At 62.8% G+C, this 15,513-nt stretch carries 14 protein-coding genes and 1 pseudogene; 10 read left to right on the forward strand and 5 right to left on the reverse strand.

Features of this window, described 5'->3' with window-relative positions; genetic code table 11:
* Positions 1-134 precede the first annotated feature (134 nt).
* The 4 genes from KZX46_RS00765 (at position 135) to KZX46_RS00780 (ending at position 5,273) form a co-directional block, all read left to right on the forward strand.
* Positions 135-536 (forward strand): hypothetical protein, encoded by a 402-nt coding sequence (locus tag KZX46_RS00765; protein WP_219774079.1) that lies wholly within the window; start codon positions 135-137, stop codon positions 534-536.
* 667 nt (positions 537-1,203) lie between these two features.
* Complete coding sequence (locus tag KZX46_RS00770) at positions 1,204-2,385, forward strand: multicopper oxidase family protein (protein ID WP_255614873.1); 1,182 nt, start codon at positions 1,204-1,206, stop codon at positions 2,383-2,385.
* The gene (locus KZX46_RS00775) at positions 2,375-3,613 is read left to right on the forward strand and encodes a hypothetical protein (protein WP_219774081.1); all 1,239 of its coding nucleotides are present in this window, start codon (positions 2,375-2,377) and stop codon (positions 3,611-3,613) included. Before KZX46_RS00770 ends, KZX46_RS00775 begins: the two co-directional genes overlap by 11 nt.
* A gap of 325 nt (positions 3,614-3,938) precedes the next feature.
* Complete coding sequence (locus KZX46_RS00780; RefSeq protein WP_226895873.1) at positions 3,939-5,273, forward strand: hypothetical protein; 1,335 nt, start codon at positions 3,939-3,941, stop codon at positions 5,271-5,273.
* Between the two features lie 177 nt (positions 5,274-5,450).
* Here the strand turns inward: KZX46_RS00780 and KZX46_RS00785 are convergent, their stop codons facing one another.
* Positions 5,451-5,885 (reverse strand): DUF3617 family protein, encoded by a 435-nt coding sequence (locus tag KZX46_RS00785; RefSeq protein WP_219774083.1) that lies wholly within the window; start codon positions 5,883-5,885, stop codon positions 5,451-5,453.
* A 336-nt stretch (positions 5,886-6,221) separates the two neighbouring features.
* Between KZX46_RS00785 and KZX46_RS00790 the strand changes: the two genes are divergently transcribed.
* Positions 6,222-6,479, forward strand: coding sequence for a hypothetical protein (locus tag KZX46_RS00790; RefSeq protein ID WP_219774084.1), 258 nt, complete (start codon positions 6,222-6,224; stop codon positions 6,477-6,479).
* On the opposite strand, the gene KZX46_RS00795 is transcribed toward KZX46_RS00790, so the two are convergent.
* Positions 6,468-7,547 (reverse strand): IS630 family transposase, encoded by a 1,080-nt coding sequence (locus KZX46_RS00795; RefSeq protein ID WP_219774085.1) that lies wholly within the window; start codon positions 7,545-7,547, stop codon positions 6,468-6,470. The genes KZX46_RS00790 and KZX46_RS00795 overlap by 12 nt on opposite strands.
* Positions 7,548-7,606: 59 nt before the next feature.
* Here KZX46_RS00795 and KZX46_RS00800 point away from each other — a divergent pair, with 59 nt between their 5' ends.
* Complete coding sequence (locus KZX46_RS00800; protein ID WP_219774206.1) at positions 7,607-7,750, forward strand: VOC family protein; 144 nt, start codon at positions 7,607-7,609, stop codon at positions 7,748-7,750.
* A gap of 198 nt (positions 7,751-7,948) precedes the next feature.
* Here the strand turns inward: KZX46_RS00800 and KZX46_RS00805 are convergent, their stop codons facing one another.
* Complete coding sequence (locus KZX46_RS00805) at positions 7,949-8,404, reverse strand: nuclear transport factor 2 family protein (RefSeq protein WP_219774086.1); 456 nt, start codon at positions 8,402-8,404, stop codon at positions 7,949-7,951.
* A 362-nt stretch (positions 8,405-8,766) separates the two neighbouring features.
* Between KZX46_RS00805 and KZX46_RS00810 the strand changes: the two genes are divergently transcribed.
* On the forward strand, positions 8,767-9,807 hold the full coding sequence (locus KZX46_RS00810) for an IS110 family transposase (RefSeq protein WP_219774087.1): 1,041 nt from the start codon (positions 8,767-8,769) through the stop codon (positions 9,805-9,807).
* A gap of 402 nt (positions 9,808-10,209) precedes the next feature.
* On the opposite strand, the gene KZX46_RS00815 is transcribed toward KZX46_RS00810, so the two are convergent.
* Both KZX46_RS00815 and KZX46_RS00820 read right to left on the reverse strand, forming a co-directional pair.
* Positions 10,210-11,757: a protease pro-enzyme activation domain-containing protein gene (locus KZX46_RS00815; RefSeq protein ID WP_219774088.1), complete on the reverse strand. Its 1,548-nt coding sequence runs from the start codon at positions 11,755-11,757 to the stop codon at positions 10,210-10,212.
* Positions 11,758-12,096: 339 nt separating this feature from the next.
* Positions 12,097-12,627 carry an SgcJ/EcaC family oxidoreductase gene (locus KZX46_RS00820; protein WP_219774089.1) on the reverse strand — a complete coding sequence of 177 codons (531 nt, stop codon included), beginning with the start codon at positions 12,625-12,627 and terminating at the stop codon, positions 12,097-12,099.
* A gap of 267 nt (positions 12,628-12,894) precedes the next feature.
* On the opposite strand from KZX46_RS00820, the pseudogene KZX46_RS23130 reads away from it, so the two are divergent.
* The 3 genes and pseudogenes from KZX46_RS23130 to KZX46_RS00835 all read left to right on the forward strand — a co-directional run bounded on the left by KZX46_RS23130 (position 12,895) and on the right by KZX46_RS00835 (position 15,483).
* Positions 12,895-13,933: pseudogene (locus KZX46_RS23130) on the forward strand (IS110 family transposase).
* A gap of 244 nt (positions 13,934-14,177) precedes the next feature.
* Positions 14,178-15,343 (forward strand): IS3 family transposase gene (locus KZX46_RS00830; RefSeq protein ID WP_370647433.1). Its coding sequence is split into 2 segments (ribosomal slippage): positions 14,178-14,430 and positions 14,430-15,343, totalling 1,167 coding nucleotides; the frame shifts between segments, so codons are not numbered across the junction.
* Positions 15,340-15,483, forward strand: coding sequence for a transposase domain-containing protein (locus tag KZX46_RS00835; RefSeq protein ID WP_219774091.1), 144 nt, complete (start codon positions 15,340-15,342; stop codon positions 15,481-15,483). The genes KZX46_RS00830 and KZX46_RS00835 overlap by 4 nt, the downstream gene beginning before the upstream one ends.
* The last annotated feature ends 30 nt before the right edge of the window (positions 15,484-15,513 follow it).

Consider the following 15,513-nt stretch of genomic DNA (forward strand, 5'->3'; position numbering starts at 1 on the left):
TCCATCTCGGAACTCCCGCAGAGAGAGCTAGCTCTCATACGAAGACTTATGTCATCGGCGGTGGAGAGGCGGTAGCTGACCGCGGGCGAAGAAGGTGATAGTGAACGTGTCGCTTCGTCGTAGGAGTATGGCGCATGAAGACCTTGGCTCTTGCCCTCGCGCTGCTCGCGGTAGTGTCACCTGCCGCCGCGCAAGTGGCTCCCCGGCATCGCTTGACACCAGCGGACGCGGCCCGTTTGCTGGCGAACCCCGCAGCGCAGGACCTGATCGCGCAGAAGATCGCCTCGCTCGCGAGCATCGTACTTGACACCAAGATCGGGCCGCTTGCGGCGCTGACCGACCCGCGAGAAGATGTCCGCCCCGACGACACGCTGTACTCGATCGAGCGACGCCACGATCGCGATCTCGACCGACATCTTTACGAGAGATCACATCGCGCCGTCGCCACTGCCGGTTCGATAGCTGGCGGCGCGGTGACGGAGCGGCCGAGTTGCGCCGCACGGCTGCCCGTCTGCGCGCCGCGCTCGCCCCGTTAGTCGATGCGGCTGGGGCGCCCAAGTCTGGCCAGCAAAGACCCGGCTACTAGATAGAAAGGATCTAAGAGGACCCCCGTTGCACAATAGCGCCAAAGCTCGCAGATCTGAATGAACGGTTGGTTGGGGAAGGGGTTAGAGCGCCTCGTCGGTTGCTGGGTTTTCTCGGCGCACAGAGGTGACTGAACGAAACTCCGCTTTGCCACGTCGGACGCCCATAAGCTGCCAGGCGGCTTCCGGCCCCTTCTTGACGGATATCTAATATCGGGTGTTCGATCAGTCAGTTCGCTATCGCAGGTCGCTGGCAGGCGAGGGAACAGGTGCTATATCAGCTGGCATTTGAGGATGGTGATGATCCACTTTTGGAAGCTTCGGTTACGAGATGTGGGCCGTGCTGCGCTCGGGAGTGCCGCGATCATGTGGGTGGGCTTGCCGCCAGCCGACGCGGCGCCGACCCTGCCTTCGGTTCCCGAGACAGTCTCCGAGCCTCTTCGCCCGCCGCTTGAATATCGAAGCGCTAATGGGGTGCTCGCGGTGACGATTGTGGCTGCGGAAACCCGCGTCCGGCTCGGCGACCGAACGATTGACGGATCGACCTTTAACGGCACCTACGCCGGCCCGATCCTGCGCCTGAAGCCGGGCGACACGCTCAAGATGCACTTCGTCAACAATCTGCCGCAGGTCACCAACGTCCTTTCACGGCCTCGGAGTGTCGCCGCAAGGCCACGGCGACAATTCGATGTACATGATCGGACCGGGCAAGACGTGGGACTATGTCATCCCGATCCCCAAGGATCATCCGCCCGGCGTTTACTGGTTCCACACCCACGGACATGATTTCGCCGAACATCAGGTGATGGGCGGCCTCAGCGGCACCCTCGTCATCGAAGGCTTTCAGGACGAGGTGCCCGCGACAAAGCCGCTGGTCGAGCGCATGTTCGCGCTTAAGGAGTTTTCGCCATCCAGCTCGGGCAAGCTCAACAAGGTGCCGAAGCCGGTCAACGGAATGATCGACACGATAGCCGGGCAGGTCGATCCGCTCCTGACGATGCAGCCCGGCGAGACGCAGCTCTGGCGCTTCAGCGGGCAGACGGCGAACGGCTATTACCGTATGCGCCTAGCGGGCATGAAACTGACCGAGGTCGGGCGCGATGCTCGCCCAATCCTGCACCCGCATACGGTCGACGAAGTTATTGTTGGGCCAAGCGAGCAAGTCGATGTGCTTGTTACGGCCGACGCGGCGGGGGCCTATCAACTCGTCCAGGCAGGCTCCGCGACCGGCCCGGCGGGTGATCGCTTTCCGCGCCAGGCGCTGGCGGAGATCGTGGTCGCGCGCAATCCGGCGCTGCCCGAACCCGCACCGCTTGGCCCGCTCGTCATCAATGCGCCGGACCAAAAGCCGGTCCCGGGCAACCTCATCGCGGCGCACCGGCTCGTCGTGTTCTCCGAGGACCCGGTCACTGGCCTGTTCTTCATCAATCACCAGACCTTCGATCCAATGCGGGTCGATCTCAAGGTTCCGCTCGGTTCGATCGAGGAATGGACGATCCGCAACTCGTCGCAGGAGCTCCACGTCTTCCATATCCACCAGCTGGGCTTCGAGGTGCTCAGCATCAACGGCAAGCCTGTCCCGTTTCAAGGGCTGCAGGATACGATCGACGTGCCGATCCACGGCGAGGTCAAAATCCGGATCCCCTTCACCAACCCGCTTATGGTCGGCCGCTTCATGTTCCACTGCCACATTCTCGAGCATGAGGACAAAGGCATGATGGCGCAGATCGAGGTGTTCGATCCGAAGACGGGACCGATGAAGGATATGCCCGGCATGGGCGCAGGGCCGCATGCGGGTTGATCGGTGGGGCGGCATTCTGGCCGCCGCGCTGATCGTTTCGCCGGTGACGGCACAGGTTCAAGCGCCGGCCCCTGGGACTCTGCTTGGGACCTCGGCCACCCTGCCGCCTCCCGACGGCATGGGCGCCGAGCCGGTTGGCGACTTCCCCAAGTTCAGCTTCGCGACACTGGCCAATCTCGAATACTCCGGTCTTGGCGCCGCTTCTGGTCCAAGCCGGGGACCCCAACCCTATTTCCGGTTTGACGCGACCATGCTTGTCGATGTCAACGACAAGCTGTCGTTCGATGGGCTGTTCCAATTCAAGGCGCGCAAGCCCCGCCCGGCCGACGACCCCAATAGCGACCTTTACATCAATCAGGGTGCCGGACGGCGCGTCGGCGGCAAGATGCTCGAGCTTTACGCGCGGTACGACACGTGGCGCGTCGGCAAGTTCGTCCAGAACTTCGGCCGCGCCTATTACTTGCTCCCGGGTCCATTCGCGGCGGACTTCATCGAGGAAGCAGAGGCCGGCTACGAACCTACCGAGATGATCGGGGTCGAGAAGCTCCACGTCTTCGGGAGCGAGGAGCACGGATGGCAGCAGCTTTCGGTTTCGGCCTTCTTCGTGGACAGGACCTTCCTGCACGAGAGCCTGCCGTACAACGAAGGAATTGTTCATTACCGCAACGGCGGCGTCGGCAACACGCACCTGCCCGAAAATGTCATGGTCACCTACGACATCCTCAATATGCCGGTCGGTCACGGAGCGCAGGCGACTTTTCAGGCGAGCGTCATCCGCTACGGCAAAAGCTATCAGGCGGAGCGGGGAGAAATCTGGACGACGGTCGGCGGCGATATCGCAATTCCGCTTAACGGCAGCGTCGCCGCCACGTTGGACGGGCGCTATTCGCAGCTCCACCTCTACGTCGAAGCGGCCCGGCGCGACAACTTCGAAGGCTTTGCGGGGCGAGCGCGCAGCTTCGTCAGCGTTTCTGGCGACTATCTGGCCGGGCCGTGGGTGGTCGATCTGACGACGACACAACGCTGGACCACCGACCGGATTCTGCCGATCCAGAACGATGCGATTTACACCGCGACGATCGGACATGATCTGTCGCGGGCGATCCTCGGGTCGATCAGCGTTGCGCAGGAACATGTTGGCGACCGCGCCGGCATTTATGCCGGCATCCGCCTCACAAAGACCTTTACCACCTGCGCTAGATGCCTCACTCGCGGCAGGGCATTCTGAACGATGATCTTATCGCCTATCGTCCATCATCAAGTCCATCGGCCGACGTGTTGGGCTTGCTATGATCGGACGGCAGCTATGCCAGATTAGAAATCGGGAAGCGGACAGGCAGCAACCGGCCCCATCTCGGCGGAGTTCACCTAAAGACCCTGCTCGGTCAGTCTCTGCAAGAATTTAGGGTCGGCGCTGAATGAAACGATACATAATCCTTGTTCCCATTGCCCTAGCACTCGTGACTTCTGCCCGCGCGCAGGAAGAGCATCATAACCATCCGGCACCCGAGCATCTTGTCTCAACACATCTCGAAACGAGCTGCGCACGGGCGGTGACGCCGGCGTTCGACCGCGCCGTCGCGCTGCTGCATTCGTTCACCTACGAGGAGGCGGACGCGGGCTTCGCCGATGTTGCCGCCCGCGACCCGGGTTGTGCGATGGCGCAATGGGGACGGGCGATGACCCACTATCACCAACTTTGGGACGTGCCGGTCGGTCCCGGCCTCGCCGCCGGCGTTGCCCAGATCGGGCAGGCGGCGGCGATGACGACAGGCACGCCCCGCGAACGCGCGCTCATCGCCGCGCTCGGCGTTTATTATGCCGACGCGGGCGCGGTTCCAGCAGCTGACCGCGCGATGCGATACTCAGATGCGATGGCGACGCTGGCGCACGACTATCCCGCCGACGACGAGATCGCGACGTTCTACGCGCTGTCGCTGATCGCGACGGCAGCGCCGACCGATCACACGCACGTGCGCCAGAAGCACGCCGCCGATATCCTCGAGCCGATCTGGAAGCGCCAGCCGGGACACCCCGGTGTGCCGCACTATCTGATCCACGCGTATGACAGTGTCGAACTGGCGCAACGCGGCCTGCCAGCAGCGCGGCTCTATGCCAAGATCGCGCCATCCGCGCCACACGCGTTGCACATGCCGTCGCACATTTTCACGCGGCTCGGTCTGTGGGACAATTCGATCGCGTCGAACATAGCGGCGCGTGATGCCGGCCTCGCGCAAGGCGACGTCGGCGAGGCGCTGCACGCGATGGACTATCTGACTTATGCCTATCTCCAGCGCGGCCGGACCGCCGATGCCGCGCGCGAGGTCGCCGCGCTCAGGGCGATGACGCTGCCGCCCGGCACCGGCTTCAAGATCGGCTATGCCGGCAATGCGATGCCGGTCCGGCTCGCGGTCGAGACCCGTGACTGGGCGACCGCGTCGCAGCTCACCCCGATCGCCGGTTCCGGCCCGCAGGTGGCCGCGGTCGTGTGGTGGGCGCGCGCGCTGGGCAGGCTGCGCGCCGCCACGCCGGGTTTGGCCGACGCCGACATCGCCGGGCTGGCGGCGTGCCGCGAAGCGCTGCGGGTGGCGAACGACGATTATTGGATGGCGCAAACCGATGCGTTGCTCAAATCGGCGCAGGCGTGGCGCTTCGCGGCGACCGGCGACGCTGCCGCCGCCGCCGACGAGGAGGATGGACTCGAAAAGCTCCCGCTCACACCGGGGCCGATCGTCCCGGCGCGCGAGCAGCTCGGCGACCTATACCTCGTCGTCGGCAAGCCGCGCGAGGCGTTGGTCGCCTATGATGCCGCCTTGGCGCTGGCGCCGGGCAGGCTTGGCGCGCTGCGTGGCAAGGCCGCGGCGGAGCGGAGGATCGGCAGCCTTTAGACTGGTGGCAGCTATTTGATTTTAAACACAAAAAGCCGTCAGGCGGCTATTGGCCCCGATGCTGGCCGGGCCGCGAAAGCCGCGGCAATAGCGACTGAGGGGTGGCAAGCGGTCCATCAGCTTTTGGGATCTAATCCGGCTAGAGCGGACTTGTTGATAGCCGATAATTCAAGCCCTTTAGCGACCCGCGCCCGCGGCCGGACATGCTCCAGTCCGGCGCCCACTGTCGCGACCGCGGAAAGCGACCGTCACTTCGCCGGACCGTGCCTTGCCCGAAAAGCTGAAGTCATAGCCGTTCGCGCCATACGTACCTGAGCCGTCGACGCGGAGGGCAGGGTAGCGGCTGTCCTTGCACTCGCCGGCTGCGGTAATATTCCCGTTCGCCATCGCAAAGCCGGAAAAGCGGCACTGGATGGCGTTGCTGGCGAGCAGAAAGCTCCGTGGATCCGCCAGATCCGAAGCCGAGTAGCACGCCCGATAGGGTGGAGGGGACGGCAGCACGCTTTGCGCCTGGTCGGCGATGAACGAGGAGCCGTTAACCTCATCGATCACATAAACGACAGTATGCTCCCAGAGTCCGGGCATCGGCACGGGCGCCGACGCCGCGGCCATCAGGACTGGCAACAGGACTACGAGAGGAGTGATTCGACGCATGATTATCTCAACTCACAAACTGGTGTCATGACCTGCCGCATCGGAGCTGAACGAACAACCGAAGTCGAGAGCAGCGGGACAGAGGCGGCATGTCTGATCTTGGGTCTTCTCGGCGTGAGAAGCGAGCTCAAATAACGTCCGCTATCTAGCTGCGGTCGTCTCAAAGCAGCCAGTCCGCGATCGGCCCCTTTGCCGCTCAATGGCTGCATTCAGATCCACCGAGTACGATCAACCTGAACATACGGCCTTGTTGGCGTGCCTGAACGTTAGCTAGGTGGGCTGGGAGATGCTAAAATGACCACTAAACTTGTAGGAAGGCGGCCGACGATGGCTGTTACTAGAATTGTTGCCAACCTAACCGTGGCGAACCCGGTGGCGCTGGCAAAGTTTTATCAGGAGGTGTTCGACCTTGAGCAGACGTTTGATATGGGCTGGATCGCGTTTCTGAACAGCGATGCAACGCAGAAGATTGAACTGCACACTGCCTCTGGAGGCGGCCTGGGCACAGAATTGCCCGTGATTTCGATCGGCGTAGATGATCTAGTGGATTGATTCTAACGTTTGGTGCCCTCGCCTGACGGCGGCGATGATTTCGTCTGGATCGGCGCGCCAGACGAAGGGTCGGGGCTGCTGATTGTGCTCCTTGATGAAGCGGTTGATAGCGGCCTGGAGGTCGACAACGGAGCAGAAGACGCCGTTTTTCAGGCGCCGGCGGGTGAGCTTGGCGAAGAAGCCCTCGACGGCGTTGAGCCACGAACACGACGTCGGCACGAAGTGGAACGTCCAGCGCGGATGCCGGGCCAGCCAGGCGCGGACTTTGGGCTGTTTGTGGGTAGCGTAATTGTCGAGGATGACGTGGACGGCCTTGTCGGGCGGCAACTCGGCCTCGACGGTGTTCAGGAAGCGGATAAACTCCTGGTGCCGATGGCGCTGCATGTTGCGCCCGATCACCGAGCCGTCGAGCACGTTCAACGCCGCGAACAAGGTCGTCGTGCCGTTGCGCTTGTAGTCGTGGGTCATGGTCGCACCCTGGCCGCGCTTGAGCGGCAGCCCCGGCTGGGTGCGATCGAGCGCCTGGATCTGGCTCTTCTCGTCCACGGACAGCACGATCGCGTGCGCCGGCGGCGAGACGTAGAGGCCGACCACGTCGTGCAGCTTCTCGGCAAAAGCCTTGTCGTTGGACAGCTTGAAGCTCCGCCAGCGGTGCGGTGCCAGGCCATGGTCGTGCCAGATCTTGACGACCGAGGACGCAGCGATGCCGACCGCCTTGGCCATCGCGCGGACTGTCCAGTGCGTCGCTTCATGGTCGGGTGGTGCGAGGGTCAACGCCACGATCTTGTCGACCAGCGCAGTCTCGAGCGGCGCGATGCCCGGAGGTCGGGTCTTGTCGCGCAGCAAGCCATCGACGCCTTCGGCCATGAAGCGCTCCTGCCAGCGCCACACGCAGGTCTTCGACTTGCCCGTCGCCGCCATGATCGCAACAGTGCCCAGGCCGCCCGCTGTCAGGAGAATGATCCTGGCCCGCCACACGTGCTTTTGCGGGGAGCCGCGCGCCGCGACAATCGCTTCAAGCCGAGCCTTGTCCGAGGCCGTGACCTCGATCCTGATACCAGTGCGCATCCCCCAACGTCGCACGTTCGACCGTCGCCGGGAATCCCCAACAGGACTCGTCCGTCCCGATCAATCCACTAGCTGCCACCGAGGCGGCCGTTCGCGCCGCCGGGGCAAAGGTTGTTTACGGCCCGATCACGGAAGACTGGGGTCTCCGTCGCTTCTTCTTCCGCGACCCTGACGGCAATCTCGTAAACGTCGTCAACAGCTGAGCTTTTCCTTATTTCGGCTTTCATTAATAGACGCCTTTTGGGTTTGCGCGGCGACGAAAATCGCGGGAGGGTGGGAAGTTGCGAGCCTATCCATCCCGACGGACGGCACCTAATCGACGATTATCGCTCGCGACCGGACAGACTGCACCCGTCCCCATACATACCCTAGGGCGCGAACAGACTTACCGTTTGAAGCGCTCAGCGATCAGGTACGATATCGGCATGGCGCGCTACTTCGAGCCACTTCCCGTTATATAAATGCCGCCAGACCGCAATAAACCGGACCTTGGATGTTTGACCCGCCAATGAGAATTTACCGGCCCATCCGCAATTTTCGGTCCCGGCCAAGATGGTAATGTCCCCGTAGGCGTGGGTGTAGTCGATCGATCTTGTCAGCGAGGTGAAGCGTAGCACCCCGACCGTGACCATTGCTGCAACCGGAGGACCGGTGACAAATTTGCCGAGCGGGTTGTTGACGACAAAGGTATCGTCCCACAGCGAACTAAGCCCTTTGGCGTCGGCAGCAAGGAAGGCGCGAACCTCGGCGTCGTTGGCCGCTTGCAGGCCAGAGGCCATTTCTTCCGTCGCTGCTGCAACGCTGCAGGACAACGAGAGCATCATTGTCATGGCTATGGCGGCAGCTACGCGTTGCATGGATGACTCTTGCTAGTATCGATCAAGTTATGTCGGCGAACAGAAGGTGGCAAACCGCATATCATCGGCAATTTACCGTTGAGGTGAGATTGTCTTCAACATTTGAAGCGGCTTGGCGAGGACTTGTTTGATTCATCCGGTCCACCTCGCTGAGATTATCGCATTTGAGAGCCTCGGCCTGGTAGCGGCTTACGCCCGAGTGCCGTTCGATGAAAATGTGAGAGAATCCACGACATAGCAGGATCGATGTCCGCTTTCGCCGCCACCACTCCTAAAGCCGCCAGGCAGCAAATGATGCGGTGGACGGCTCTCCTACCCGACCTGCGATATAATCTGCGGGTTGAGCCAGAAGGAGAGCGATGATGACGAAGGCAGTTGTGGCGACGATCGGGCTGGATATCGCGAAGTCGGTGTTCCAGGTGCATGGGGTCGATGGGGCAGGGCAGGTGGTTGTTCGCCAGCGCCTGACGCGAGGTCGGATGCTGGGGTTTTTCGAGAAGCTGGCACCGTGCGTGATCGGGATCGAGGCGTGCAGCAGCTCGCATTACTGGGCGCGCGAGCTGATTGCGCGGGGGCACGATGTGAAGCTGATGCCAGCGCAGTACGTGAAGCCGTACGTCAAGCGCGGCAAGAACGATGCGGCCGATGCCGAAGCGATCTGCGAGGCGGTGACAAGGCCGACGATGCGCTTCGTCGCAGTGAAGACCCCCGAGCAGCAGAGCGTGATGATGCTCCATCGGGTGCGACTGATGCTGAGCCGCCAGCGGACTCAGGTGTCGAACGCGCTGCGGGCGCATCTGTCGGAGTTCGGCATCGTTGCCGCCATCGGGCGCGGCGGGATCGAGCAGCTCCTGGCGGTGCTCGCGGACCCGAACGATGCGCGCGTCCCGCCCGACGCGCGGCTGTGCCTCGAGATGCTGGCGGCGCAGCTGGCTGTGGTGAAGTCGCAGATCCTCGACAACGACCGCCGCATCCGGGAGAGTGCGCGGGAGACCGAGGTCGGTCGCCGGCTGATGGAGATCCCCGGCGTCGGCCCGGTGATCGCCAGCGCCTTCGTCGCGGCGGTTGGTGACCCGGCCGTGTTCAAGAGCGGTCGCAACCTCGCGGCATGGATCGGGCTGGTGCCGAAGCAGAACTCGAGCGGCGGCAAGGAACGGCTCGGCGGGATCACGAAGGCGGGCAACAGCTACCTGCGCCAGATGCTGGTGGTCGGGTCGATGGCGGTGATCCGTACCGCCGAGCGACACGGTACCCGGCGACCGTGGGTGCTGCAGCTGCTGGCGCGACGTTCGAAGAAGGTTGCCGCCGTCGCGCTGGCTAACAAGATGGCACGCATAATCTGGGCGTTGATGACGAACGGCGAGCGCTACCGCGATCCCGTCGTCGCGACAGCCGCGGCATGAGCATAGCGACATAGGAATAGGCGCACGCACCGACGCGCCGACGAGGTTGGAAAGGGCGGACACGAGATAATGCACCAAGCCGGTCGATACCGCCGGATCAGGAAAACCCAGTGGGGCCGCGGCACTTCCGAGTGCGAGCAAACGATCGGGACCTGAGACGCGCGAATGGCATTATGGCCAGCGGCACATGATAAGGCCGCACTACAGGTCGAACACATGGCCGCACCGACCAACGAACGTGCAGAAGCTCAAGAAAACCCTTGCCAACGGAGAGCCGTCCACACACGGCCCCGGAGCCACTTCACCGCACGTCGGGACAGCTTTGACGAGCCGATCCAGCGTCGGAATTGAAGTGACACGTTTGCTGGTCACCGCCCAGGCTCGAAGCGCTGGCAGGCATATTTAACCTTTCAATAAAGTCTGAAGCCGTTGCGCGTCAGGCGAGCCAAGACCGGTACATGCGTCCCAGCCCTTAGCCGCGCTGTAACCGACGCCGCTCACTTTATTGGTCCCTGATACGATATCGTGAAACGCTGCCCCATCTCCGTAGAGCTGTGGATGGGCAAACCCAACCGGCGTGGGGCGGGTTGCGTTGATGCTCGCAAACAGACCGGCCCAAAGCGGCGCGACCGCACTCGTCCCTCCGATCTGTTCAGTTTTGCCACCGACGACGATGATGTAGCCGCTGTTCGGATCGGCATTGCCCGCAACGTCGGGTACCCCGCGGCCGCCTCTTGGGCCGCCAGCGGCAGGCACCATAACATTGGCTTGATAGCCGGGCTTCGCAAAATTTACGCTGACGCCGCCGCCTGTGCCGCTACCGTTCGAGTTCCAAACCGTCTCGCTCGTGCGTTTGCCGCCACTCGCGTGCAGCAATGTGCCCCCGCAAGCGAGCACGTAGGGATCGGAAGCCGGAAAATCGACATGCACCTTGCCGTCACTTTGGCCGTCGGTAGCAAGACCGTCGCCCGATGCGGCACAGACGGTGATGCCAAGAATCGCAGCGTCCTTCAGCGCCGTGTTCATCGCGGAGAGGGCTTGCTGACTCCAGTTAGCCTCAGCCGAACCCCAGCTGATCGAGATCACCGACGGCTTGTTGATCTGATCGTGTACCGCTTGGCTGATCGCGTCTACAAAACCCTGCGATGTGTTCGGCGCGAAATAGACCGCAATGGCAGCGCCGGGTGCAACGCCGCCGGCGACCTGAATGTCGAGAGCGACCTCGCCGTCGGCACCGCTGGGGTTGCCGGGCGAATTGGCACCGCCCGATACATCGACAGACGTCACCTTTGGTACCGGGAGTTTCATCGCGGAGAAGGCGGCTGCAGTGTCCGCGTCAAGATACCCGCCGCCGAGCTCAATGATGCCGATGCACTGTCCCTTGCCGACGGTTCGACCCGCGGGAAAGCCGTAGACCTGCCCAACGGCGTTCGGAAAAAAGGCGCTAGTGGATTTGGGCTTGGCATTAATCTTGAACTTCGGCGTCGCGATCGGGCTCGTGTCGAGCCCGAGAACCGCGGCAATCCGATTGGCCATGTCTGCTGGCACCGTCAGCGAACCGTCGCGGCCACGTACACGTCGGCCGCCGACGTCGTACTCGCTTAAAACCGTGCCAAATGCGGCTTCGACTTTCGCCGCTGGCCCAGTGACACGGACGAGGCGCCGCGCCGCATTCTCCTCGACAATGCTCAGGCCATGCGCGCGGGCAAAGTCGGCGACAGCCTTGAAGTCGTCGCGATGCTCGACCTCTCGCTTGAGAGCGATCGCCGCCCGCGAACCTTGTGGCAATGTCGCCGAGGCACTCGGCGAGAGCGTGAGAAGCGGATCGGCATCACGATCCTTCAGATATATGCTGAGTTCGATAGTCTGATCGGACGGAACCGCGCCAACCCGCTTTCCGTCGGGGCTACGGTGTTGGCTGCCGGAAAGCTCCACCATCGTCTTAGTCATAACCGCGCTTCTCCTCGCACCGCGACTCGATCGTAGCTCAGATAATAGGGCAGACCGGGGCGCATTGGTCGAACAACAATTAAACCTACGACGGAATAGCGGTCAGTGCCGACGATCGAAAGGGCCCGCTGGTCCGGGCGCTACCCGTCGGCGAACGGCAGCTTTTCCCAAATTCGTTGCTAGCAGCAGTCAGACCGCTTTCGGCCCCGTGCCAGTCACCAGTCGGCGCCGTTAAGGCGAGAGCCGATTAGGGATAGATAGCGTCCGTCCGATTCTTAGAATATGTTCCGTTGGCTGGCGCAAAGTCTTTGTCTTTAGTCACCAAAGGTGGCCGAGGTCTTATTTCGCCTTCCCACTCCATCGCGGGTCGGCAGGATCGTAATCCACCAAGTCGAAGTCCTTGGCACCCATCGCATTGGCGGCATTGGTCGCCGAATTGATCTTCCACTCGCCTGCCTGCTTGCACAGCACCATCGTCAGATACCCAGACTGCTCATGGGTATCGTCGCTTGTCCACAAACCGCTCCACGCGCTGTAAACAATCGCCGTATTCGGGCCGATGAATTTAATTCGTGCGGGTTTATATGTCATTCGCGTCTTGTCGACGTTCATGAAGGCGAAGAATTTTGCATTTGCGTCGGTGATATCGCGACGTCCATCGATCTTTAGCCCGGGCATCGAGATGAAGGTGCCGTCCTTGGTAAAGAGCTTGCCGTAGCCAACGGCATCTCTTTTCCCGAATAGCTCGTATTGCTGTTTTACCACCTGTGTAATCAACACTTTATCGGCTGCAGTTTCACCATGCGCCGTCGACGCAGACAGGGTCGCCGTGCATACGACGACGACCATCCGCCTAAGACTGCCAACCATGACCTCTCCCGACCCCAAACTTTAAGGCTGAACCATGAGCCATGTCTGTCCGGATGGCCAGCAGACGTGGCGACCGATCCCGGACAATCTTCGTTCGACCGAATTGTCCACACTTGGGGCGGAAGCCGACGTCGGATCCGCAATTAGTCGATCGGCAGCTATGCTTATTTGACGCCGGGAAGCGGACAGACGGCTTCTGATGCGGTGGACGGCTCTCCTACCCGACCTGCGGTATAAGTCGCGGGTTGAGCCGGAAGGAGAGCGATGATGACGAAGGCAGTGGTGGCGACGATCGGGCTGGATATCGCGAAGTCGGTGTTCCAGGTGCATGGGGTCGATGGGGCAGGGCAGGTGGTTGTTCGCCAGCGGCTGACGCGAGGTCGGATGCTGGGGTTCTTCGAGAAGCTGGCACCGTGCGTGGTCGGGATCGAGGCGTGCAGCAGTTCGCACTATTGGGCGCGCGAGTTGATCGCGCGGGGACACGACGTGAAGCTGATGCCGGCGCAGTGAGTGAAGCCGTACGTCAAGCGCGGCAAGAACGACGCCGCCGATGCCGAGACGATCTGCGAGGCGGTGACGCGGCCGACGATGCGCTTCGTCGCAGTGAAGACCCCCGAGCAGCAGGGCGTGATGATGCTCCATCGGGTGCGGCTGATGCTGAGCCGCCAGCGGACGCAGGTGTCGAACGCGATGCGGGCGCATCTGTCGGAGTTCGGCATTGTTGCCGCCGTCGGACGCGGTGGCATCGAGCAGCTCCTGGCGGTGCTCGCAGACCCGAACGATGCGCGCGTCCCGCCCGACGCGCGGCTGTGCCTCGAGATGCTGGCGGCACAGCTGGCGGTGGTGAAGTCGCAGATCCTCGACAACGACCGCCGCATCCGGGAGAGCGCGCGGGAGACCGAGGTCGGTCGGCGGCTGATGGAAATCCCCGGCGTCGGTCCGGTGATCGCTAGCGCGTTCGTCGCCGCGGTTGGCGACCCGGCGGTGTTCAAGAACGGGCGCACGTCGCGGCGTGGATCGGGCTGGTGCCCAGGCAGAACTCGAGCGGCGGCAAGGAGCGGCTCGGCGGGGTCACAAAGGCGGGCAACAGCTACCTGAGACAGATGCTCGTGGTCGGGTCGCTGGCGGTGATCCGCACTGCAGAGCGACATGGCACCCGGCGACCGTGGGTGCTGCAGCTGCTGGCGCGACGCTCGAAAAGGTCGCCGCCGTCGCGCTGGCCAACAAGATGGCGCGGATGATCTGGGCGCTGATGACAAACGGCGAGCGCTACCGCGATCCCGTCGTCGCGGCCGCAGCGGCATGAGCATGAGGACACAGGAATAGGCGCACGCACCGACGCGCCGACGAGGTTGGAAAAAGCGGACCCGAGATAAGGCACCAAGCCGTCGATACTGCCGGATCAGGAAAACCCAGTGGGGCCGTGGCACATTCGAGTGCGATTTAACGATTGAAACCTTAGACGCGCGAATGGCATTATGGCCCGTGACGTGACCCCCGTTTTTTCCTCCATCTGGAGCTAGAGTCCGACCCATTGGGGGGACGGACAGATGAAGCGGAAGCAGTTTTCGGAAGAGCAGATAATTGGCATCCTGAAGGAGGCCGAGGCGGGCGCGGTGGTGACGGAGCTGTGCCGCAAGCACGCGATGTCGAGCGCGACCTACTATGCGTGGAAGGCGAAGTTCGGCGGTCTGGAGGTATCCGACGCGAAGCGGCTGCGGGCGCTCGAGGAGGAGAACGGCAAGCTGAAGCGGCTGCTGGCGGACACGATGCTCGACAACGCGGGGTTGAAGGATCTGCTGTCAAAAAAATGGTAGCGCCCGCCGCGAAGCGGGAGGCGGTCGCGCATCTCCAGACGACGCTGGGGATGAGCGAGCGGCGGGCGTGCATGGTCGTTGGGGCGGATCGCAAGAGCATGCGGTATCGCTCGTGCCGGGCCGATGATAGCGACCTGCGGTCGCGGCTGCATGAGCTGGCGCAGCAGCGCCGGCGGTTTGGCTATCGGCGCCTGCACATCCTGCTCCGCCGCGACGGCATCATCATCAACCGCAAGAAGACCCAGCGCCTGTATCGCGAGGAGGGGCTGACGGTCCGTCGCAGGAAGGGACGACGGCGCGCCGTTGGCGCGCGGGCACCTGCGCCCATGATCGCGCTGCCCAACCAGCGCTGGAGCCTCGACTTCGTGCATGACCAGCTTGCCACCGGGCGCCGGTTCAGGGTGCTCAACATCGTCGACAACGTGACGCGGGAGTGTCTGGCCGCGGTGGTCGATACGTCGATTTCGGGCCGACGGGTGGTCCGCGAGCTGACCGATCTGATTGCAAGGCGCGGTGCACCCAAGATGATCGTCAGCGATAATGGCACTGAGCTGACGTCGAACGCGGTGCTGGCCTGGTGTGGCGACGTCGGCATCGACTGGCACTACATCGCGCCGGGCAAGCCGACGCAGAACGGGTTCGTCGAAAGCTTCAACGGTCGCATGCGCGACGAGCTGCTCAACGAGACGCTGTTCTTCACGATCGGCCAGGCCCGAGCGATCCTTGCCCGCTGGGTCGACGATTACAACACCGAGCGGCCGCACTCCTCGCTCGGTTACGCCACCCCGGCGGCGTTCGCCGCCGGCCTCGAAAAGCAACGGGCGGGGTTAACCCCGCCCGTTGCTTCGCCCGCGCTCGTGCGCGACAACACCAACCGGTCTCTGGTTGCCGCTGGATGAAAGCCGGGGGTCACGTCAAGACCGCCAAGATCAACGCCGTTGACCCGCTCGCCTGGCTGACTGACACCCTCGAGCGCCTCGCCCGCGGCCACTCCAGCCAAAACCTCGATCAGCTCATGCCCTGGAACTTCCGCAGCTAAAGGGCCTCAAAACATCGCTTACCGTTGAGC

This window comes from Polymorphobacter sp. PAMC 29334, from assembly GCF_019431245.1.
Classification (GTDB): Bacteria; Pseudomonadota; Alphaproteobacteria; order Sphingomonadales; family Sphingomonadaceae; genus Polymorphobacter_B; species Polymorphobacter_B megasporae.